Source organism: Massilia oculi, assembly GCF_017582745.1.
Taxonomy (GTDB): Bacteria; Pseudomonadota; Gammaproteobacteria; order Burkholderiales; family Burkholderiaceae_D; genus Telluria; species Telluria oculi_A.
The window spans coordinates 71,952-93,329 of the sequence record NZ_JAFVIM010000018.1; the positions used below are offsets into that span (position 1 = coordinate 71,952).

19 protein-coding genes are annotated in these 21,378 nt (G+C 65.7%); 8 read left to right on the plus strand and 11 right to left on the minus strand.

Annotation, left to right across the window (positions count from 1 at the left end; all coding sequences use genetic code 11):
• Positions 1-140 precede the first annotated feature (140 nt).
• Genes J3U95_RS19465 through cobA form a run of 6 tightly spaced genes read left to right on the plus strand, consistent with a single transcriptional unit; the run spans position 141 to position 6,138 of the window.
• A complete protein-coding gene (locus tag J3U95_RS19465) occupies positions 141-1,844 on the plus strand; it encodes a nitrite/sulfite reductase (RefSeq protein ID WP_208280313.1) in 1,704 nt (567 codons plus the stop codon).
• Positions 1,837-2,394 (plus strand): DUF934 domain-containing protein, encoded by a 558-nt coding sequence (locus J3U95_RS19470; protein ID WP_208280314.1) that lies wholly within the window; start codon positions 1,837-1,839, stop codon positions 2,392-2,394. Before J3U95_RS19465 ends, J3U95_RS19470 begins: the two co-directional genes overlap by 8 nt.
• A 10-nt stretch (positions 2,395-2,404) precedes the next feature.
• Positions 2,405-3,121, plus strand: coding sequence for a phosphoadenylyl-sulfate reductase (locus tag J3U95_RS19475; RefSeq protein ID WP_208280315.1), 717 nt, complete (start codon positions 2,405-2,407; stop codon positions 3,119-3,121).
• Between the two features lie 31 nt (positions 3,122-3,152).
• Positions 3,153-4,088 (plus strand): sulfate adenylyltransferase subunit CysD, encoded by a 936-nt coding sequence (gene cysD, locus J3U95_RS19480; protein WP_208280316.1) that lies wholly within the window; start codon positions 3,153-3,155, stop codon positions 4,086-4,088.
• Entirely contained in the window at positions 4,088-5,404 is a 1,317-nt protein-coding gene (locus J3U95_RS19485; protein WP_208280317.1) for a sulfate adenylyltransferase subunit 1, read from the plus strand. Before cysD ends, J3U95_RS19485 begins: the two co-directional genes overlap by 1 nt.
• 17 nt (positions 5,405-5,421) lie before the next feature.
• Positions 5,422-6,138 carry a uroporphyrinogen-III C-methyltransferase gene (gene cobA, locus J3U95_RS19490; RefSeq protein ID WP_208280318.1) on the plus strand — a complete coding sequence of 239 codons (717 nt, stop codon included), beginning with the start codon at positions 5,422-5,424 and terminating at the stop codon, positions 6,136-6,138.
• Positions 6,139-6,141: 3 nt separating this feature from the next.
• On the opposite strand, the gene J3U95_RS28650 is transcribed toward cobA, so the two are convergent.
• The 5 genes from J3U95_RS28650 to lptF all read right to left on the minus strand — a co-directional run bounded on the left by J3U95_RS28650 (position 6,142) and on the right by lptF (position 10,827).
• Positions 6,142-7,758, minus strand: a complete 1,617-nt coding sequence (locus tag J3U95_RS28650) for a DUF4214 domain-containing protein (protein WP_208280319.1) — start codon at positions 7,756-7,758, stop codon at positions 6,142-6,144.
• 63 nt (positions 7,759-7,821) lie between these two features.
• The gene (locus tag J3U95_RS19500; RefSeq protein WP_208280320.1) at positions 7,822-7,971 is read right to left on the minus strand and encodes a hypothetical protein; all 150 of its coding nucleotides are present in this window, start codon (positions 7,969-7,971) and stop codon (positions 7,822-7,824) included.
• Positions 7,972-8,105: 134 nt separating this feature from the next.
• Positions 8,106-8,489, minus strand: a complete 384-nt coding sequence (locus J3U95_RS19505; RefSeq protein WP_208280321.1) for a sirohydrochlorin chelatase — start codon at positions 8,487-8,489, stop codon at positions 8,106-8,108.
• Positions 8,489-9,673 (minus strand): LPS export ABC transporter permease LptG, encoded by a 1,185-nt coding sequence (gene lptG / locus J3U95_RS19510; RefSeq protein ID WP_208280322.1) that lies wholly within the window; start codon positions 9,671-9,673, stop codon positions 8,489-8,491. Before lptG ends, J3U95_RS19505 begins: the two co-directional genes overlap by 1 nt.
• Entirely contained in the window at positions 9,670-10,827 is a 1,158-nt protein-coding gene (gene lptF, locus J3U95_RS19515; protein WP_208280323.1) for an LPS export ABC transporter permease LptF, read from the minus strand. The genes lptG and lptF overlap by 4 nt, the downstream gene beginning before the upstream one ends.
• Before the next feature lie 64 nt (positions 10,828-10,891).
• On the opposite strand from lptF, the gene J3U95_RS19520 reads away from it, so the two are divergent.
• On the plus strand, positions 10,892-12,385 hold the full coding sequence (locus J3U95_RS19520; RefSeq protein ID WP_208280324.1) for a leucyl aminopeptidase: 1,494 nt from the start codon (positions 10,892-10,894) through the stop codon (positions 12,383-12,385).
• A gap of 73 nt (positions 12,386-12,458) precedes the next feature.
• Here the strand turns inward: J3U95_RS19520 and J3U95_RS19525 are convergent, their stop codons facing one another.
• The 3 genes from J3U95_RS19525 to J3U95_RS19535 all read right to left on the minus strand — a co-directional run bounded on the left by J3U95_RS19525 (position 12,459) and on the right by J3U95_RS19535 (position 13,550).
• Positions 12,459-12,845: a hypothetical protein gene (locus tag J3U95_RS19525; RefSeq protein ID WP_208280325.1), complete on the minus strand. Its 387-nt coding sequence runs from the start codon at positions 12,843-12,845 to the stop codon at positions 12,459-12,461.
• Positions 12,846-12,985: 140 nt separating this feature from the next.
• Entirely contained in the window at positions 12,986-13,192 is a 207-nt protein-coding gene (locus tag J3U95_RS19530) for a DUF1653 domain-containing protein (protein ID WP_208280326.1), read from the minus strand.
• A 10-nt stretch (positions 13,193-13,202) separates the two neighbouring features.
• The gene (locus J3U95_RS19535; RefSeq protein ID WP_208280327.1) at positions 13,203-13,550 is read right to left on the minus strand and encodes a phiTE_015 family protein; all 348 of its coding nucleotides are present in this window, start codon (positions 13,548-13,550) and stop codon (positions 13,203-13,205) included.
• 456 nt (positions 13,551-14,006) lie between these two features.
• Here J3U95_RS19535 and xth point away from each other — a divergent pair, with 456 nt between their 5' ends.
• Complete coding sequence (xth, locus tag J3U95_RS19540; protein ID WP_208280328.1) at positions 14,007-14,774, plus strand: exodeoxyribonuclease III; 768 nt, start codon at positions 14,007-14,009, stop codon at positions 14,772-14,774.
• A gap of 39 nt (positions 14,775-14,813) precedes the next feature.
• Here xth and J3U95_RS19545 read toward each other — a convergent pair whose 3' ends face one another.
• The 3 genes from J3U95_RS19545 to acnD all read right to left on the minus strand — a co-directional run bounded on the left by J3U95_RS19545 (position 14,814) and on the right by acnD (position 21,375).
• On the minus strand, positions 14,814-17,420 hold the full coding sequence (locus tag J3U95_RS19545) for a bifunctional diguanylate cyclase/phosphodiesterase (RefSeq protein ID WP_208280329.1): 2,607 nt from the start codon (positions 17,418-17,420) through the stop codon (positions 14,814-14,816).
• A gap of 143 nt (positions 17,421-17,563) precedes the next feature.
• Positions 17,564-18,754, minus strand: a complete 1,191-nt coding sequence (prpF, locus tag J3U95_RS19550; RefSeq protein WP_208280330.1) for a 2-methylaconitate cis-trans isomerase PrpF — start codon at positions 18,752-18,754, stop codon at positions 17,564-17,566.
• A 14-nt stretch (positions 18,755-18,768) separates the two neighbouring features.
• On the minus strand, positions 18,769-21,375 hold the full coding sequence (acnD, locus tag J3U95_RS19555) for a Fe/S-dependent 2-methylisocitrate dehydratase AcnD (RefSeq protein WP_208280331.1): 2,607 nt from the start codon (positions 21,373-21,375) through the stop codon (positions 18,769-18,771).
• Between the last annotated feature and the right edge of the window lie 3 nt (positions 21,376-21,378).

Here is a 21,378-nt window from a genome sequence, read left to right on the forward strand (position 1 = left end):
GACATTCTAAGATGCTTATTCGGGTTACGTATATAAGCAAATAAATTATCCGTAGTTTGGAATATAAGCTTAGCTCCGTATCATCGGGACATTATTTAATGGGCGAACACCATCCGCCTGCCCTTCACGGACCCCAGCACATGTACCGTTACGACCATTACGACCACCTCATCGTGCGCGAGCGCATCGCCCAGTATCGCGACCAGGTCGCGCGCCGCCTCTCCGGCGAGCTGCTGGAAGAAGAATTCCTGCCCCTGCGCCTGCAGAATGGCCTGTACATGCAGCGCCACGCCTATATGCTGCGCGTCGCCGTGCCGTATGGTCTGCTGTCGTCGAGCCAGGTGCGCATGTTCGCCCATATCGCCCGCAAGTACGACCGCGGCTATGGCCACTTCACCACGCGCCAGAACATCCAGTACAACTGGATCGAGCTCGAGCAGACGCCGGACATCCTGACCGACCTGGCCTCGGTCGAAATGCACGCGATCCAAACCTCCGGCAATTGCATCCGCAACATTACCACTGACGAATACGCCGGTGTGGCGGCCGACGAGATCGTCGATCCGCGTCCCTTCGCCGAAATCCTGCGCCAGTGGAGCACCTTCCACCCCGAATTCCTGGCCTTGCCGCGCAAGTTCAAGGTGGCCATCAACGGCGCCCTGGAAGACCGCGCCGCGATCGCCGTGCACGACATCGGCCTGACCGTCGTGCGCAGCGAATCCGGCGAAGTCGGCTTCAAGTTCATGGCCGGCGGCGGCATGGGCCGCACCCCGATCCTGGGCAGCGTGATCCGCGAGTTCCTGCCGTGGCAGCACCTGCTGACCTATACCGAAGCCGTGATGCGCGTGTATAACACCCACGGCCGCCGCGACAACAAGTACAAGGCCCGCATCAAGATCCTGCTCAAGGCCCTGGGCGTCGAGGAATTCACGCGCCAGGTCGAGGAAGAATGGGCCGACCTCAAGGATGGTCCCGAGACGCTGACCCAGGAAGAATTCGACCGCGTGGCCAAGTGGTTCCAGCCGCACGCCTACCGCGAACTGGCCGACACCGACGTCGCTGCGTCGCAGCTCGCCTCCGCGCACGGTGACAACCGCGCCTTCGCCAACTGGCTCAATCGCAACGTCAAGCCGCACAAGGTGCCGGGCTATGCCGCCGTCGTGCTGTCGCTCAAGAAGACCGGCGTGCCGCCGGGCGACGCCACCGCCGAGCAGATGGACTTCGTGGCCGAACTGGCCGACCGCTTCAGCTTCGGCCAGGTGCGCGTGACCCACGAGCAGAACCTGGTGCTGGCCGACGTCGAGCAAGATAAACTGTTCGAGGTGTGGCAGCTGGCCAAGTCGAAAGGCATGGCGACGCCGAACATCGGCCTGCTGACCGACATCATCGCCTGCCCGGGCGGCGACTATTGCTCGCTGGCGAACGCGAAATCGATCCCGATCGCCGCCGCCATCGCCGAACGCTTCGACGACCTGGACTTCCAGCACGATATCGGCGACATCGAACTGAATATCTCGGGCTGCATCAATGCCTGCGGACACCACCACGTCGGCAATATCGGCGTGCTGGGCGTCGACAAGGACGGCAGCGAGTGGTACCAGGTGTCGATCGGCGGCGCCCAGGGCAACGAATCCGCCATCGGCAAGATCATCGGCCCGTCGTTCTCGGCGGTGCAGATGCCTGAGGTCATCGGACGCCTCCTCGAAGTCTATGTCCGCTGTCGCATCGAAGGTGAGCGCTTCGTCGACACCGTGCAGCGCCTGGGGATCACCCCATTCAAGGAACATGTATACGCCACGCCGATCGCGGCGGAAGAACTGGTTGGAGAGGACCACTATGCTTGACCGACACCCACAGATCATCAAGGGTCGCGAAGTGGTCGACGACGACTGGAGCGTACTCAAGCTCGACGAGAACCAGACCGCGGAGACTGTTGAAGTCCCGTCCGGCAAGATCATCGTGCCGTTGACCGTGTGGCTGGCCCAGCGCAATGTGCTGGCCGACCGCTCCGAACTTGGCGTGTGGCTGGCGCCGGACGAAAGCGCCGCCGCCATCAAGGACGACCTGCAGCGCTTTGCCGTGATCGCCATCGACTTCCCGAAATTCACCGATGGCCGCGGCTATTCGATCGCCTACAACCTGCGCAAGCGCCTCGGCTGGACCGGCGAATTGCGCGCGATCGGCGACGTGCTGCGCGACCAGCTGTTCCAGATGGCGCGCTGCGGCTTCGACGCCTACGCCACCAGGCAAGACCGCAGCATCCACGACGCACTCAAGGGCTTGTCGGTGTTTTCGGAAACCTACCAGGCAACGGTCGACAATCCGATCCCGCTGTTCCGCAGGGTCCCACGCGATACCCCGGCGGAGCACCGCGACCTCGGCGCCAGCATCTAGGAGCTTCAACATGAGCGACCTGCATCATCGCGTGGAAGAAACCCACGCGATACTGACCCGTATTGCCCGCGATTTCACGCCCGCCGTGTTCGCATCGAGCCTGGCGGCCGAAGACATGGTGCTGACCGACCTGATCTTGAAGGCGAAACTGCCGATCGCGATCTTCTCGCTCGAGACCGGCCGCCTGCATGCCGAGACGCTGTCGATGGTCGAGCGCGTCAAGCAGGTGTATGACTACGACATTGCCCTGTACAGCCCGCAAGCCGAGGCAGTGGAGCGCTACGTCGCGGACCACGGCCTGAACGCCTTCTACGACAGCGTCGAGATGCGCAAGGAATGCTGCCGCATCCGCAAGGTCGAGCCGCTGGGCCGCGCCCTGGCCGGCAAGCGCGCCTGGATCACCGGCCAGCGCCGCGCCCAGTCGAGCACGCGCGCCGAACTGGCGGTGCAGGAAGACGACCATGCACACGGCATGCAGAAGTTCAATCCGCTGGCCGACTGGAGCGAGCAGGACGTCTGGGACTACCTGCGGAGCAACAACGTGCCCTACAATGCCCTGCATGACCGCGGCTACCCGTCGATCGGCTGCGAACCCTGCACCCGGGCCATCCAGCCGGGCGAGGACGTGCGCGCCGGACGCTGGTGGTGGGAAAACCCGGAATCGAAGGAATGCGGCTTGCACGTAGTGGACGGCAAACTTATTCGCATCAAATCCGTGGCCGCTTGAGCCACGACCCGAGAAAAGAACAGGCACAGCCATGACAACTGTTAGCGACAATGTAGTACTGAGCGACGTGAACGCCGCCCACCTGGACGCGCTGGAATCGGAAGCGATCCACATCCTGCGCGAAGTGGCGGCCGAATGCAGCAATCCTGCCCTGCTGTTCTCGGGCGGCAAGGACTCGGTGGTCCTGCTGCGCCTGGCCGAGAAGGCTTTCCGCCCGGGCAAGTTCCCCTTCCCGCTGGTGCACATCGACACCGGCCACAACTTCGACGAAGTGATCGCCTTCCGCGATGCGCGCGCCGCCGAGCTGGGCGAACGCCTGATCGTCGGCAGCGTCGAAGACTCGATCAAGCGCGGCACCGTGCGCCTGCGCAATCCGCAAACGGATTCGCGCAATGCGGCCCAGGCCGTGACCCTGCTGGAAACCATCGCCGAGCACGGCTTCGACGCCTGCATCGGCGGCGCCCGCCGCGACGAAGAAAAGGCGCGCGCCAAGGAACGCATCTTTTCCTTCCGCGACGAGTTCGGCCAGTGGGATCCGAAAGCCCAGCGCCCCGAGCTGTGGGACCTGTATAACACCCGCGTGCACCCGGGCGAGAACATGCGCGTGTTCCCGATCTCTAACTGGACCGAGCTCGACGTGTGGCAGTACATCGCCCGCGAAAAGCTGGCGCTGCCGTCGATCTATTTTGCCCACCAGCGCGACGTCATCCCGCGCAACGGCCTGCTGGTGCCGCTGACCCCGCTCACCCCGGCGCGCGAAGGCGAGACCGTCGAGAACCGCACCGTGCGCTTCCGGACCGTCGGCGACATCTCCTGCACCTGCCCGGTGGCGTCAAGTGCGGATACCGTGGCCGGCATCATCGCCGAGACGGCCGTCACCGAAGTGACGGAACGCGGTGCGACCCGGATGGACGACCAGACCTCCGAAGCCTCGATGGAAAAACGCAAGAAAGCGGGATATTTCTGATGAACGCCATGACTGAAAAACTGAACCAACAAGCGGGTTCGACCCTGCTGCGCTTCATCACCGCCGGCTCGGTGGACGATGGCAAGAGCACCCTGATCGGCCGCCTGCTGTACGACAGCAAGGGCATCTTCGCCGACCAGCTGGCAGCCGTCTCGCGCGCCAAGCACAAGCGCACCGTGGGCGACACCATCGACCTGTCGCTGCTGACCGACGGCCTCGAAGCCGAGCGCGAACAAGGCATCACGATCGACGTGGCCTACCGTTATTTCGCCACGCCGAAACGCAAGTTCATCATCGCCGACACCCCGGGCCACGAGCAGTACACCCGCAATATGGTCACCGGCGCTTCGACCGCCGATGCCGTCATCATCCTGATCGACGTGTCGAAGGTGAAGTTCGGCGAAGACGGCAGCGTCCAGCTCTTGACGCAGACCAAGCGCCATTCGACCATCGCCAAGCTGCTGCAGATCGAGCACGTCGTGGTGGCCGTGAACAAGATGGACCTGGTCGGCTACGACCGCGGCGTCTACGAGCGCATCGTGGCTGAATACGAAAAGTTCGCGCAATCGCTGGGCCTGAAGGACATCACCGCGATCCCGCTGTCGGCGCTGGCCGGCGACAACGTCGTGGACCGTTCGGACAAACTGGCCTGGTATGAAGGCCCGACCCTGATCGAGCTGCTCGAATCGCTGTCGGTCTACGACCAGTCGCACGCCGCGCCATTCCGCTTCCCGGTGCAGCTGGTGGCGCGCCACAACGGCCACGAGGCGAACGACTTCCGCGGCTATATGGGCCGCATCGAATCGGGCGTCGTCAAGGTCGGCGACAGGCTGGTCGTGCAGCCCTCGAACCAGAGCGCGACGGTGAAAGAGATCGTCACCTTCGACGGTTCGCTGGAATCGGCCGTGGCCGGCCAGTCGGTGACCCTGGTGCTGAACGAATACGTGGACGTCTCGCGCGGCGACATGCTGGCCGGCAGCGCGCAGCCGGCGACCTTGCTCAAGCAAGTGACGGCCGACGTCTGCTGGATGGCCGACGAGCCGCTGGACCTGCGCCGCAAGTACTGGATCAAGCACGGCACGCGCCAGACCGCGGCCAAGGTGGCGCGCCTGGACACCATCCTCGACGTCAACACGCAGCAACGTCATCCGGCCGAAGGCCTGAAGCTGAACGACATCGCGCGCGTGCAGCTGACGGTCCAGCAGCCGCTGGCGGCCGACGCCTACGCCGACATCCGCGCCACCGGCGCCTTCATCCTGATCGACGAAGTCACCCACCAGACCGTCGCAGCGGGTATGATCCGCATCGAAGAGTAATCGTTATAGAGGAACGTATGGCGGCGCTGGGAAAAGTGTATCTGGTAGGAGCCGGACCCGGCGCGGCTGACCTCATCACGGTGCGCGGCGCGCGCCTGCTGGCCCAGGCCGATGTCGTCCTGTACGACGCCCTCGTTACGCCCGAGATGCTGGAGCTGTGCGCGCGGGCCGAGAAAATCTCGGTCGGCAAACGGTCTGGCCAGCGTTCGACGGCGCAGACCTTGATCAACGAACAGCTGGTCGAGTGCGCGAGAAAGTACGCGCTGGTCGTGCGTTTGAAAGGCGGCGATCCGATGCTGTTCGGCCGCGCTGACGAGGAATTGCGGGCGCTGGAGGCCGAGGGGGTCGAAGTCGAAGTCGTCCCCGGCATCACCACCGCGGTGGCGGCCGCCGCCGCGACCAAGCAGCCCTTGACGAAGCGCGGACTGGCGCGCAGCGTCGCCTTCTTCACCTCGAGCACGGCGCCGGACGAGCCCGATCATCCAGCCCTGCCCGAAACCGACACCCTGGTCCAGTACATGGGCGGCCGCGAAGCCGCCGCCACCGCCGAGCGCCTGCTGGCCGAGGGCCGGCGCCCCGACCTGCCGGTGGTGGTGGTGGAAAACTGCAGCCGCGCCGACGAGCGCATCCTGCGCCTGACGCTTACCGACCTTGCGCGCGGCCTCGAGCCGGGCCATGGGCCCGTACTGGTGATGATGGGCGAGGCGCTTGCCAAGCGCGAGCACCAGGCCTGAATTTTAAAACCACGGAGTGAACGCGATCCCGTCCTGGATCGCCGCGATCACCTGCGCCTGGTTTTCCGGGCTCTCGCTGAACTGCGCCAGCAACTCCTCGCGCGGCGCGTGCTGCACCTGCATCGCATCGACCCAGAACTGGCGCCCGTCCGCATCCGGCGCGCGGTGCAGCGTGTTCTGGTACAGCAGGTCGACGAATTGCGCATCGCTCGTGTGGGCGCCATACAGGTCGATGAATTCCTGGCTGTTCGTGAATCCGGCGGCGGCGGCGCGCAGGCTCACGCCCTTGTCCATCATGTCGATCCAGTAGCCCAGCCCCTTCGGGTCCGGCGTGCGGTCGAAGGCCGCCGCATACAGCCGGTAGGCTTGTCCGGCGACGCCGTCGATGTCGTGCCTCAGCGCCAACGCCTGGGGTTCGGCGGCGGCCAGCAGCCGCGTCTCGATCCGTCCAGCGCCATCGGCCTGGGTGTCGACCCAGGCCGCGGCAAACCCGCCATCCGCCAGCGCGCTCAGCGCCGGGCGGGCCTGGTCGCCCTGGCGCAGTTCGTTGATCGCGAACTCGCTCACGTCGAGCGCGTTGCCCGCGGCGTCGAAGCGGCGTCCGTAGATCCCATTGCCGTCGAAGTCGCCCGCCTGCCAGGCCACGACGAAGCCGCCGTCGGCGAGCGCCGTCACCTGGGCGTCGAACCGGCCCGTAATCGCGTAGTCGGTGTTGACCTGGGTGATGCCGCCCGCCGGCTGGCCGGCTTCGTCGTAGCGCTGGAAAAAGATGTCGCTGCTGGCAAAGCCGATGGGGTTGTTGGCATAGCTGTCCCAGGCCACCACGAAGCCGCCGTCCGCCAGCGCGGTCATGCCCGGGAGCGGCGCGCCGGTGCTGTCGCTGGCCGCCATGCCGTCGCCATTGACGGCGACCGGGGCTGCGCCGCTACGCGCCAGGTAGACGTTGCCGTCGCCGATCTCGCCCCACGACACCGCATAACCATCGCCGTGCGCGACGACTTGGGGGCTGTAGGCCGTCCCGAGCGCGCCGAAGGTCTCGACGGCGCCGCGCGCCGCGCCGTCGGCGTCGAACTGGCGCACCGCGACCTGCCCGCCTTCGCGCCAGGCCAGGGCGAAGGCACCGTCCTGCAATAACGCCAGGTCGGGCATGGCGGCGTCCGCGTGCGCGCCGGTGTCAAGCCTGTGCTCTCCACCGATGCTGCCGTCGGCGCCCACGATGCGCCAGGCGATGCCGCTGTCGACGCCATAGGCGACCACGCAAGCGCCGTTGGCGAGCCCCATCACCGCAGGTGCGGTCGCGGCCGCGCCGGTGAGCTCGAACGCGGTCTCGCCGATCCGGCACCAGAGCGACGCGCCAGCCGACTGCCACACGGTGACCAGGCGGCCATCGGCCAGGGTGGCCATGGCCGGATCGGTCCCGGCGCCGTTCGCATCGAGCGCGGACTCGGCGCCGAAACCCGCCAGGTCCTGCGTGCGTCCCGCCTCCACCGCATACACCAGCGTCTCGGCGACGCCACGGCCGGGCAAGGAATTGCCGCGCGCGTCGAGCCCGTTGTGGTCGTAGTAGTGCACGGTTACCGAGGTCGGCCGGCCTTCCTCGAGCAAGGCCGCATTCGCCACCAGCAGGCGCGCCGAGGTGTCGACCGCCGGATCGTAGGCGATCCTGAACAGGCCGGGCTGCGCCTAGTCGTCGATGATCCAGCGCCCGCCGGTCAGCGGGCCGGTGTCGATCGCGCTCAAGGTAGCGGCGAGGTCGCCGTCGTGCAGGGTGGTGAACAGCGTGTCGCGGTCGTCAACGATGCCGACCGGGGCGTAGTCGAGTTCGGTGCTCATGCCAATATCCTGAAGAAGACTTCAGGCGATCATGCACCATGCAAGCTGTTCCTGATAGGGAGCCACTAAATTTTATGCGGCAATGCGACGCAAAACCAACATATTATTTGAACAACAAGCCATCAAGGCAAATATCAGTTGCCGAGCGCGGCCAGGCAATAGTCGGCCATGGCGCGTTGCACGCCCGGGTCTTCACCGATCGCGCCGACCACGTCGAGTGTCAAGCCGGGATGCGCGGCGCGGATGGTGTCGCACAGCGCCGGCAGGTCGCGCAGCAAGTGGCCGCCCTGCCCCAGGAAGACCGGCACCACGGTGACCCGATCGATCCCGCGCGCCGCCATCGCCGCCACCGTATCCGGCAGGCTGGGCGTCATCAGTTCCAGGAAGGCCAGCGTCACCTCGGCGTCCGGCGCTTGCGCCTGCGTGGCGTCGCGCAGGCGCTCGAACGGCGCGGCCCAGCTGGCGGCGCGCGCCCCGTGGGCGAACAGGATCAGTCCTCGTTGGGTTGGCTGCGTCATCAATGCCTCTCCACCCACCACAGTGCCCCGAGCGCCATCAGCAGGAACAGCAGGCTCGGCGCCACTGCAGTCAGGAAGGCCGGCAGGATGGTCAGCACGCCCAGGTGCGAGAACAGCGAGTTGATGAGCAGGAAGCTCACCCCGATCATGATGCCGATAAAGATCTTGAGGCTGACGCCGCCGCTTCTCGTGTGCAGGTAGGCGAACGGCAGCGCCAGCGCCATCAGCACGAAGATCGAGAACGGGTCGATGACTTTCTTCCAGAACGCGACCTTGAAGCGTTCGGTCTCTTGCCGGTTTTCGGCCAGGTGGCGCGTGTACACGGCCAGTTCGGAGGCCGACATGCGTTCGGGGTCGGAGCGGGACACCGACAGGATCTTGGGCGTGATCTCGGAAGCGAGCACGTAGCTGTCGAGCTTGCGGGTCGAGACCGAAGCCGTTTCCTGGCCATAGGTGCTCTGGATGGTCTGCCCTTCCGGAACCTTTGATCCGGGCGCCGGCAGCTCGCGGCTGTTGGTGAACATGGTCTCGGTGACGTCGGACAGGCGCCAGGTATTGTTGCCGCCATAGGTGCCGCGCACCGCCGTGACGATCGAGCGCATGCGCATATTGTTGTCGAACTCGTAGAGGCGCACGTCCTCGAGCTGGCCGTCGGCCGCGATGCGGCGCACGTTGAAGAAGCGCGAGCCGGTGATATTGCCGCGCACCCCGTCCGCGTGCACGCTGTCCTTGGTCCACATGCCCGAGCGGAACTCGGCCGACACCGACCCGCCCTTGGCGGTCAGGCGCATGCGCTCGGCGATCGGCGCCGTGCGCGGCGTGATCAGCTCCCCGAACACGAAGGCGATCAGGACGAACACCGCGCCAATCTTGAACAGCATCATGGCGGCCTGGCGGGTCGACATCGACGAGGCGCGCATGATGGTGAACTCGGAGCTCGAGGCGAATTGCGCCATCGTATAGATGGTGCCGATCAGGGCAGCCACCGGCATCACCTGATAGACATTGCCCGGCACCAGCAACAACACGTACAACAAGGCGTGCTGCATGCCGAAGTCGTTCTTGCCGACCGACGGCAGGATGCTGGTCAGGTCCATGAAGGCGACCAGGGCCAGGAAGGCGGCCAGCACGAAGGCCACCGCCTGGAAAATATTGACGGCGAAATAGCGTTGGAGGATTTTCATTCTGCGCGCGCCTCCTCGCGCTTGGCAGCCGGCGATTTCTTCAGGTGGCGGCGGCGCTTGAAGGCGCTGATCAGGACCAGCGGATGATAGCGGTGGTTCACGTTCAGGCGCCAGGCGAACAGGCCCACCACCACCAGCAGCGCAGCGAAGTGCAATGGCCACCAGCCCATGGCGAAGGCGAGCTTGCCCTGCTTGACGCTGGCTTCGGTCAGCCGCACCAGGTTGTTATAGGTGAAGAAAATCAGCAAGGCGACGATCAGGTTGGCCGACGAACCCGCGCGCGGATTGACGAAGCCGAGCGGAATCGCCAGCAGCATCAGGACGAGGCAGGTGATCGGCGCCGCGATACGGGCCAGCAGCTCGGCCTGGGTGAAGCGGTTGGGGGCGACCAGGAGCGCCGGCGTGGACAGCGCCGCGACCGGCACGTCGGCGCCGATCATCGGCGCCTGGGTCGCCACGCGCATGCTGTAGCGCTCGAATTCCATGGTCTGGAAATCGGCCTGGCCCGGCACGCCCTCGTAGCGGCGGCCATTGCTGAGCACCAGGAACTGGCCACCCTTGCCGTCCGATTCGATGACGCCCTGCTTGGCCACCACCACCGAGTGGCTGTCGCCGTCGACGCCGCCGACGAACACGTTCTGCACCACGGTCGAGCCCTCGGCGCTGCGTTCGACGAAGAACACGCGGTCGCTCGAGCTGGACTCGCGGAACTGGCCCGGCGCCACACGCTGCAGGTCTTCGCGCTTCTGGAAGCGCTCGACGAATTCGGCGCTCTTCATCTTGGCCCAGGGCGTGACGACGAAGGACAGCGCGCCGACCAGGGCCACCATCGGCAGGCCCAGGACCAGCACCGGCCGGATCCATCCAAGGAGGGATTGACCCGAGGCGAACCAGACCACCATCTCGGAATCGCGATAGCTGCGCGTGATGGTCGCGACCACCGCGATGAAGGACGTGAGGATCAGGATGATCGGCAAGAGCTCGGCGCTGCGGAATACGATCAGCGCCAGCACGTCGCCGGATGCCACCTTGCCGCCCGCGGCCCGGCCAAGAATGGCGATCAGGGTCCAGGTGACGAGGATGGAAAACAGCACCGTGAAAGTGGCGCCCGCGGCGCTCGCCAGTTCACGTTGCAGGGAACGTCGGAAAATCATTCAATAGAGTAGTTATAATTGCAGATTAGGCAGTCCGCCGCCAAACATCGAAACGGAGAACCAAATGGACTTTAGCATAAAAGCATTCGACACAAAAAACACCCTGGCCGCTGCGAAATCCGGCTGCATCGCGGTTGCGGTGTACGAGAACAAGAAACTGTCGGCTGCGGCAAAAGCACTCGATGTGAACGGCGACATCAGCGCGGCGCTCAAGTCGGGCGACATCAGCGGCAAGCCGGGTTCGACCCTGCTGCTGCGCGGCGTGGCCGGCGTGGCGGCTCCCCGCGTGCTGCTGGTCGGCCTCGGCGCCGATGAAACCGTCAGCGAGAAAAGCTTCGCCACCGGCGTCACCGCCGCACTGAAGGTGTTTTCCACCCTGGGCGCGGCGGACGCCATTATCGCATTCCCGCTCGACAGCGTGAAAGAGCGCGACGCAAACTGGGCGCTGCGCGCCCTGGTGCTTGGCGCCAGCGAAGCGGAATTCCGTACCGACGGCCAAAAGAGCAAGAAAGATCCGGCCATCACCGGCGTGCGCAAGATCGTCGTTGCGGCGCCGGCCGCTGGCCTGGACAAGGCTACCTTGAGCCAGGCCGCGGCCATCGCCAACGGCATGAACCTGACCCGCGAGCTGGGCAACCTGTCGCCGAACGTCTGCACCCCGACCTTCCTCGCCACTACCGCGCGCAAGCTGGCCGACGACTATGGCTTCGACATCGAAGTGCTGGAGCGCAAGCAGCTCGAAGCGCTCAAGATGGGCAGCTTCCTGTCGGTGGCCAAGGGCAGCGACGAAGCGCCGAAGTTCATCGTCCTCAAGCACAACGGCGGCAAATCGAAGGATGCGCCGGTGGTCCTGGTCGGCAAGGGCATCACCTTCGACACCGGCGGCATCTCGCTCAAGCCTGGTCCAGGCATGGACGAGATGAAATACGATATGTGCGGCGCCGGCTCGGTGCTGGGCACCTTCCGCGCGATCGGCGAGATGGGCCTGAAGCTCAACGTGGTCGGCATCGTTGCCGCCTGCGAGAACATGCCATCGGGCCGCGCCAGCAAGCCGGGCGACATCGTCACCGCGATGAACGGCACCACGATCGAGATCCTGAATACCGACGCCGAAGGCCGCCTGATCCTGTGCGACGCCCTGACCTACGCCGAGCGCTTCAAGCCGGCCGCCGTGGTCGACATCGCAACCCTGACCGGCGCCTGCATCGTGGCCCTGGGCCACCACACCAGCGGCCTGTTCACCCGCGACGACGCCGCCCACGACGGCCTCGCGAACGAGCTGCTGGACGCTGGCAAGCAAGCCGGCGACGTGGCATGGCGCTTCCCGCTGGGCGAGATCTACAACGACCAGCTCAAGTCGAACTTCGCCGACCTGGCCAATATCGGCACCCCGGGCGCGGCCTCGATCACCGCGGCCTGCTTCCTGGAGAACTTCACCCGCAAGTACACCTGGGCCCACCTGGACATCGCCGGCACCGCCTGGAAATCGGGCGCGAACAAGGGCGCGACCGGCCGTCCCGTGCCGCTGCTGACGACCTTCCTGATGAATAGGGTGTAAAGCGAGGGTGTAGTCGCCGCCTGAGGCGTGCAACGAAGACGGCCCCGCATGCGGGGCCGTTTTACTTGGTGGCTCAGAACACCCGCGTATCGAGCGGATTCGCCCCTGCCGCCTCGGCTGGCGGCGCAGCCGGCTGCATCACGACGGTCAGAATGGCCGGATAGCCATACCCCGCCCCCGAATGGCGGTCGACGAAATAGCCGAGCCCCGCGCTGATGACGAGGTTGCCCATCAGGTTGCTGGTGTCGAGCCGGGCCTGGACGACTTCGGCGGCGGTGGCGGCCGAGCCCTTCTTGCAGCTGATCGACAGCGGCTGGCTGCTGCGGGTGACGGTCACGCGTCCGGGCGCGATCATGTACCAGCGGCCCACGTCATTGCTGAGGATGCAACCGACCCCGCCGATCTCGCGGTAATCGAGCACGGCGCGCACCTCGAGCTGTTGCACGGGGGATTCAGACATGGTCGCGCAGCCGCCCAGGGCAAGGGAGGCAACAGCGGCAACGGCAAACGAGCGGTATGGAAACGGCATGGCGAGCTTCAAGAGGCAGATACCCCGTTAACGGCAGCAGTGCGCCGACACTGAAGCCCTGCCTGCTCCGCTCACGCGGGTGTGGCGTCGAGCAAGGTGAATCGCGGCAGGGTATTGCCGTCGACCGCTACCTCCTCGAAGAAGGCGTCACGGGGCCGTACCCACACGACACCATCCTGGCCGCGATAGACGATCACGGGTGTGTGATCGGCTTCCAGCACTGCTTCGCACACCAGCTCGTAGATGCCGCCCTTGTAATGGCGGTAACGCGTCGGCATGCGGACGGGGTCAAGCCTTTTCGGTCTCGGCCTTCTGCTTTTTCTTCAGGCCCTGGATGACCTTGAGCACGCCTTCCATGCCGGCGGTCTCGTCCAGTTCGCTGAAGGCGTCCAGCACTTCGTTCAGCACGCGATTGCGCACGGCTGCTTCGTCCTGGGCGATCGCCGGCTTCTGCTCGCCATCCTTGGCGAACTTCGACGGCGTGTCGGCGGCGGCCTTGGCGCCATGCGCCAGCGCTGCCTGCCAGATCACCCAACGGCGCTGGGTTTCAAAAACGAGGTATTCCTCGGGCTTGTCTTCGCGGCGGCGAACAATATGACCCTCACGCTGGGCCCACGCTTCAAATGCACTGCGCATTTCTGTCCTTTTTCAAATCTGCGTTCGGATTATTAACTCGTGAAACCGAATATTTCACAATAGTACCACTACCGCGTGTCGATGGTCCTGGACAACTGTGTGGTCCGACCGAACCTGCCTCACGACACGCTAATGGTACAATGGAAGTTGCCCGTACGCAATTTTATTATTACCGAAAAGCAACAAACTCACACTGCCGAGTTCGTTCGTATCAAACTCCACCTGATCTCGTTTATAGCGCCGACCCGGCGGTGGAGCAATACTCTTTGGCAATCTGTTAATCAATTTTATTATCACCTGTTGCGACTTAGCCAAGTTGGCGCCTCACTTCCCTCCAAGGAAAGAGAGGCCGCCCAATGGCCGATCGCGGACTCGGTGATAATAGCTCGTTGGCAAGCAACTTGGCCGCACGACAGTATGTTACAGCCAACACTCTACCATGACACACATAGAACAATGAAAATAGTTACTTGGAACGTAAACTCCCTGAAAGTCCGACTCTCGCATCTGCTGCAGTGGCTGGAGGCCAATCCGGTCGACGTGCTCTGCATCCAGGAGACCAAGCTCACGGATGACAAATTCCCCCTGGCCGAGCTGAACGCCGCCGGCTACCAGGCCGCGTTTTCCGGCCAGAAAACCTATAACGGCGTGGCCATCCTGTCGAAGCATCCGATCGAGGACGTGGTCAGGAACAACCCGCATTATGAAGATGCCCAGCAGCGCCTGCTGGCGGCCACGATCGGGGGCGTGCGCTTCATCTGCGCCTACGTCCCGAACGGGCAGGAAGTCGGTTCCGACAAATATACGTACAAGCTGGCCTGGCTGGACGCGCTGCGCACCTGGGTGGCGGCGGAAATGGCCGCGCACGAGCAATTCGCGATCCTGGGCGACTACAATATCGCGCCCGAAGCGCGCGACGTGCACGACCCGGCCGAATGGGAAGGCCGCATCCACTTCTCGCTGCCCGAGCGCGCCGCGCTGCAGGAACTGATGGCGCTTGGCCTATCGGACGCCTTCCGCCTGTTCGAGCAGCCCGAGAAGCAATACAGCTGGTGGGACTACCGCCAGATGGCGTTCCGCCGCAACCGCGGCCTGCGCATCGACCACATCCTGCTGTCGAAGACACTGGCCGATCGCTGCACCGCCTGCCATATCGATCGCGAGACGCGCAAGTGGGAACAGCCGTCGGATCATGCGCCGGTGGTGGCGACGCTGGCGGACTGATGGTGCGTTCGACCGGCGGGTGTGCGCCGGCCGGTCGAATCAGCCGGCCAGCAACCTGGCCACCTGCTCCGCCGGCAACGGCCGCGCGAACAGATAGCCCTGCGCATACTGGCAACCGAAGGAGCGCAGCAAGGCATACTGCCCTTCCGTCTCCACGCCTTCGGCCACCACCGACAATTGCAGGCTGTTGGCCAGCGCCATCACCGCCGCCACGATGGCGCGGTCCTCGGTGCTGGCTTCGAGTTCGCGCACGAAGGCGCGGTCGATCTTGATCTTGCGTACCGGGAAGCGCTTCAGGTAGGCCAGGCTCGAATACCCGGTGCCGAAATCGTCGATCGAGAGGCACATCCCCATCGCATTTATCTGGCGCAGGATCTCGAGCGTCTGGCCGCCGTGCTGCATCAAGGCGGTCTCGGTGATCTCGAATTCCACCATGCCTGGCGCGATCCCCGTCTCGTCGACGATGGCGCGGATCGAGTCGATCAGGCCCTGGTGCGTGAACTGGCGCGCCGACAGGTTGATCGCCAGCGGCACGACGTCCAGCCCCTCGCGCTGCCACTGCATGGCCTGGACGCAGGCGCTGCGGATCACCCACTCGCCGACTTCCATGATCATGCCGCTCTCTTCCAGGATCGGGATGAATTCGTCCGGCCCCACCAGCGCGCCGCCGCGGCGCCAGCGCAGCAGCACTTCCAGCGCGCGCGGGCGGCGCGTTTCGGTGCACATGATCGGCTGAAAGTGGAGCTCGAACTCGTCTCGCGCCAGGGCGCCGCGCAGGCTCGACTCGAGCTCGAAATGGCGCGCCGCCGCCAGGTTCATGCGCTCGGTGAAGAACTGGTAATTGTTGCGGCCGGCCGCCTTGGCCTGGTACATCGCGGCGTCGGCGTGGCGCATCAGGGTCTCGACGTCGACCCCGTCGTCCGGATACAGGCAGATCCCGATCGAGGGCGAGATGTGCAGGCTGTGGCCGTCGATCTGGCAGGACAGCGACAGCGCGGCGATGATGCGGCCGGCGACCGCGGCGGCATCGTCGCGGCCGGCGATCTCGGGCATCAGCACCACGAACTCGTCGCCGCCGAGGCGCGCCACCAGGTCGTGGGGCCGCACCGCCGTCACCAGGCGCAGCGCGACGTTGCGCAGCAGCTGGTCGCCGACCATGTGGCCCAGGGTATCGTTGATGTTCTTGAAGCGGTCGAGGTCGATGAACATCAAGGCCAGCTGCTGCCCATGCTGTGGCGCGTCACCCGAGGCCACGACGCGCATCCCCGCATCGAGCCGCTCGGACAGCATGGCGCGGTTGGGCAGGCCGGTCAGGCTGTCGTGGTAGGCCATGTGGTGCACGCGCGCCTCGGCCTGGCGCCGCTCGTTGATCTCTTCCTGCAGCAGGGCGTTGGCGCCGGCCAGTTCGGCGGTGCGCTCGGCCACCCTTACCTCGAGTTCGTCGCGCGCGCGCAGGATGGCGTCGGCCGCCTCGCGCTGCGCGGTGACATCATCCACCAGCCACACGCTCCTGCCGCTCGCTTGCGCCAGGTCGAACAGGCGGCCCGACAGGCGCGCCCAGAAGCGGCTGCCGTCGCGCCGCACCATCTCGTGCTCGGCCATGTGGGCCTGGCCCTCGGCGAACTGGCGTCCGGAGAGCGCGCGCGCCTCCTTCCAGCTGGGGTGGTCGGGATACAGCGAGCGCACCGCGATGCCGTCCATGCCGCCCGGCGGCGCGCCGAACAGCTCTTCCATCTTGCGGTTGCAGTGCAGGGTGCGGCCGCCCTCGACCACGGCGATGCCCAGCACCGCGTTGTCGAGGATGGCGCGGTTTTCCATCAGCGCCTCGCGCAGCGATTGCTCGTCGCTGCGCTCGCGGGTGCGGTCCTCGAGCATCCAGATCGTGCCCTTGTCGGGGTCTTTCGCATTGACCTGGTAGCCGATCATCTGGACCCAGGCCGGCGTGCCGTCCTTGCGCACCAGGGTGCGCGAAGTCGTGAACGGCCGGCCGTCGGCCAGCTGCGGATAGGCCTCGGCGCCGAGCTGGCGATAGGCGCCTTCGTCCGGGTAGATCACGCGCGTTGACACCCCGATCGGCTCGCCCTCGGCATAGCCGAACATCTGGCAGAAGGCGGGATTGGCGCGCCGGATCACGCGGTTGCGGGTGAACATGATGCCGATCGAGGCATTGTTCATGATCGCCTGCACCTCGCTCATGGCCTGGCGCGCCTCGGTCACGTCCTCGACGATCCAGATGGTGCCGGCGCCGCGGTTGCCCGGTTCGACCGCGCAGCCGCGCAGGCGCGCCCAGAAGGTGCTGCCGTCGCGGCGCCGGAACTGCTGCTCGCTCTTCTCGAACAGGCCGCCGCCGGCCAGCACCGCGAACGCTTCCCGGATCAGCGTGTCGTAATCCTCGGGCGAGACGCAGACCTCGGCCGGCGCGATGCTGCCGACCTCGTCCTGCGCGAAGCCGAACATCTCGCCCGCGCGCGGGTTGAACGAGCGGATCTGGTCGGGCTGGGTGACGGCGATGCCGACCGGTGCGTTTTCGAACACGGCGCGCTGCTCGCGCACCATGCGCCGCAGGGCGGACAGGTCCGCCAGCTGCGCATCGTATCCACCGGTCTCCGCAACGTCGCCTAATTGCAGGTTCGAAAATCCATCCATCGGTTGTTGCAATCGAGGCTAATACTCATGGTTGCCTTCAGTTGCCGATTAGCAACAAGGGCGACCATCATACCCCGAAACGGGCCTGGATTTGAACTGCCAGCAGCAAGAAAACGACACCTTGCAGATGCCGCCCCGTGGTTTCAGAACATATCACCCGGCACGCATACCCGCCCTTCCATCAAGACCCGCGCGCTGCGGCTCATGATGGCCTTGCTGACGCTCCAGGCGCCGTCCCGCTGCACCGCTTCGGCGCCCACGCGCAGGGTGCCGGACGGATGGCCGAAGCGCACCGCGCTGCGTTCTCCGCCGCCGGCCGCGAGGTTGACCAGGGTGCCGGGAATCGCCGCCGCGGTGCCGATCGCCACCGCCGCCGTCCCCATCATCGCGTGATGCAGCTTGCCCATCGAGAGCGCGCGCACCAGCAGATCGACGTCGCCCTGCGCGACCTGTTTACCGCTGGACGAGAGGTAGCCGGCCGCTTTCGCGACGAAAGCGACTTTCGGGGTGTGCTGGCGCTTGCCGGCATCTTCGATGCTCGCGATCAGGCCCATGCGCAGCGCGCCGTGGGCGCGGATGGTCTCGAACATGGCCAGCGCGCGCGCGTCGCCATTGATGGCGTCCTGCAGCTCGGTCCCGTCGTAGCCCACCGCACCCGCCTCGACGAAGATGGTCGGGATGCCGGCATTGATCATGGTCGCGCGCAGGACGCCGACGCCGGGCACGTCCAGTTCGTCGACAAGGTTCCCGGTCGGGAACATCGCGCCGGCGCTGCCCTCCTCCTCGGCCGCCGGATCGATGAATTCGAGCTGCACCTCGGCCGCCGGGAAGGTCACGCCATCGAGCTCGAAGTCACCCGTTTCCTGGACTTGTCCGTCCGTCATCGGCACATGGGCGATGATGGTCTTGCCGATATTGGCCTGCCAGATGCGCACGACCGCGATGCCGTCGCGCGGCGCACGTGCGGGGTCGACCAGCCCGTTGGCGATGGCGAAAGGCCCGACCGCGGCCGACAGGTTGCCGCAGTTGCCGCTCCAGTCGACGAAGGGCTTGTCGATCGCCACCTGGCCGAACAGATAGTCGACGTCGTGGTCGGGACGGGTGCTGCGCTCGACGATCACGGCCTTGCTGGTGCTGGAGGTGGCGCCGCCCATGCCGTCGATCTGCTTGCCGTAGGGGTCGGGGCTGCCGATCACGCGCAGCAGCAACGCGTCGCGCGCGGCGCCGGGCACGCGCGCCGCTTCGGGCAGGTCTTGCAGCTTGAAGAACACGCCTTTGCTGGTGCCGCCACGCATATAGGTGGCGGGGATCTTGATTTGAGGAGTGTGGGGCATCGTGCGGTTCTCCATCAAGCCGCCGCCTTCGGCGCCGACGATTCAAGGAAATCCTGGGCGAAGCGCTGCAGCACCCCGCCCGCTTCATAGATGGCGACTTCCTCGGCCGTATCGAGGCGGCAGGTCACCACCACCTCGAGCTGTTCTCCGTTCCTGCGATGGATCACCAGCGTCAGGTCGGCGCGCGGCGTGCGCTCGCCCACCACGTCGAAGGTCTCGGTGCCGTCGATGCCGAGCGTGATGCGGTTGACGCCCGGCTTGAATTCCAGCGGCAATACGCCCATGCCCACCAGGTTCGTGCGGTGGATGCGCTCGAAACCTTCGGCCACGATCGCTTCCACGCCCGCCAGGCGCACGCCCTTGGCCGCCCAGTCGCGCGACGAGCCCTGGCCATAGTCGGCGCCGGCCACGACGATCAGCGGCTGCTTGCGTTCCATGTAATGCTCGATCGCTTCCCACATGCGGGTCACCTCGCCCGAAGGCTCGATGCGCGCCAGCGAGCCGGCAATCACATTGCCCATGCCATCCTTCACCATCTCGTTCTTCAAGGTCGGATTGGCGAAGGTCGCGCGCTGCGCCGTCAGGTGGTCGCCGCGGTGGGTGGCGTAGGAATTGAAGTCTTCTTCCGGCAAGCCCATCTTCGCCAGGTACTCGCCGGCGGCCGAGTCGGGCAGGATGGCGTTCGACGGCGACAGGTGGTCGGTGGTGATGTTATCGCCCAGGACCGCCAGCGGGCGCATCCCGCGCAGGGTGCGCTCGCCTGCCAGCGCGCCTTCCCAGTACGGCGGGCGGCGGATATAGGTGCTCTGTGGACGCCAGTCGTACAGCGGGCTGACCGCCGCGCCATCGTCGACCACGCGCGCGAACATCGGCGTATAGACCTTGCGGAACTGCTCGGGCTTGACGCTGGCGGCGACCACGGCGTCGATCTCGTCGTCCGATGGCCACAGGTCGGCCAGGCGGATCTCCTTGCCGGCGGCGTCCAAGCCCAGCACGTCCTTCTCGATGTCGAAGCGGATGGTGCCGGCGATCGCATACGCCACCACCAGCGCCGGCGAAGCCAGGAAGGCCTGCTTGGCATACGGATGGATGCGGCCGTCGAAATTGCGGTTGCCCGACAGGACGGCAGTCGCATACAGGTCGCGCTCGATGATCTCTTGCTGGATGATCGGGTCGAGCGCGCCGCTCATGCCGTTGCAGGTGGTGCAGGCGAACGCCACGACGCCGAAGCCCAGCTGGTCCAATTCGGGCGTGAGGCCGGCTTCGTCCAGGTAAAGGGCGACGGCTTTCGACCCCGGCGCGAGCGAGCTCTTGACCCAGGGCTTGCGCAGCAGGCCGGCGCGATTGGCGTTGCGCGCCAGCAGGCCGGCGGCGATCATATTGCGCGGGTTGTTGGTGTTGGTGCAGCTGGTGATGGCGGCGATGATCACTGCGCCGTCGGGCATCAGGCCAGGCTCGTTCTCCACTTTCCCGGCGATGCCGCGCGCCGCCAGCTCCGAGGTCGGCACGCGCTTGTGCGGGTTCGACGGGCCGGCGATATTGCGCACCACGCTGGAGAGGTCGAAGCTCAGCGTGCGTTCGTACTGCGCGTTGTTCAGGGTGTCGGCCCACAGGCCGGCCTGTTTCGCATAGGTCTCGACCAGGTGCACGGTCTCGTCCTCGCGGCCGGTCAGGCGCAGGTACTTGATGGTCTGCTCGTCGATGTAGAACATCGCGGCGGTGGCGCCGAATTCCGGCGCCATGTTCGAGATCGTGGCGCGGTCGCCCAGCGTGAGAGCGGCTGCGCCCTCGCCGTAGAACTCCAGGTAGGCGGAGACGACCTTCGACTTGCGCAGGAATTCGGTCAGCGCCAGTACGGTGTCGGTGGCGGTGATGCCGGGGCCGGGCTGGCCGGTCAACTCGACACCGACGATGTCGGGCAGGCGCATGTAGGAGGCGCGGCCCAGCATCACGCTTTCGGCCTCCAGCCCGCCGACGCCGATCGCGATCACGCCCAGCGCATCGACCATCGGCGTGTGTGAATCCGTGCCGACCAGCGTGTCCGGATAGGCCACGCCGTTCTCCACCTGGATCACGGGCGACATGCGTTCCAGGTTGATCTGGTGCAGGATGCCGTTACCGGGCGGGATCACGTCGACGTTCTGGAATGCCTTCTTGGTCCAGTCGATGAAGTGGAAGCGGTCTTCGTTGCGGCGATCCTCGATCGCGCGGTTCTTGGTGAACGCGTCCGGGTCGAAGCCGCCGCATTCGACAGCCAGCGAGTGGTCGACCACCAGCTGGGTCGGCACCACCGGATTGACCAGGGCCGGATCGCCCCCTTGCAGCGCGATGGCGTCGCGCAGGCCGGCCAGGTCGACCAGGGCGGTCTGGCCCAGGATGTCGTGACAGACCACGCGCGCCGGGAACCAGGGGAAATCGAGCTCGCGCTTGCGTTCGATGATCTGCTTGAGCGAGTCGTTCATGCAGGCGGGATCGCAGCGGCGCACGAGGTTCTCGGCCAGCACGCGCGAGGTGTAGGGCAAGGTGTCGTAGGCGCCAGGCTGGATGGCCTCGACCGCAGCGCGCGTGTCGAAGTATTCCAGGTCGGTGCCAGGCAAGGGTTTCAGGTGGTTCGAATTCATGGC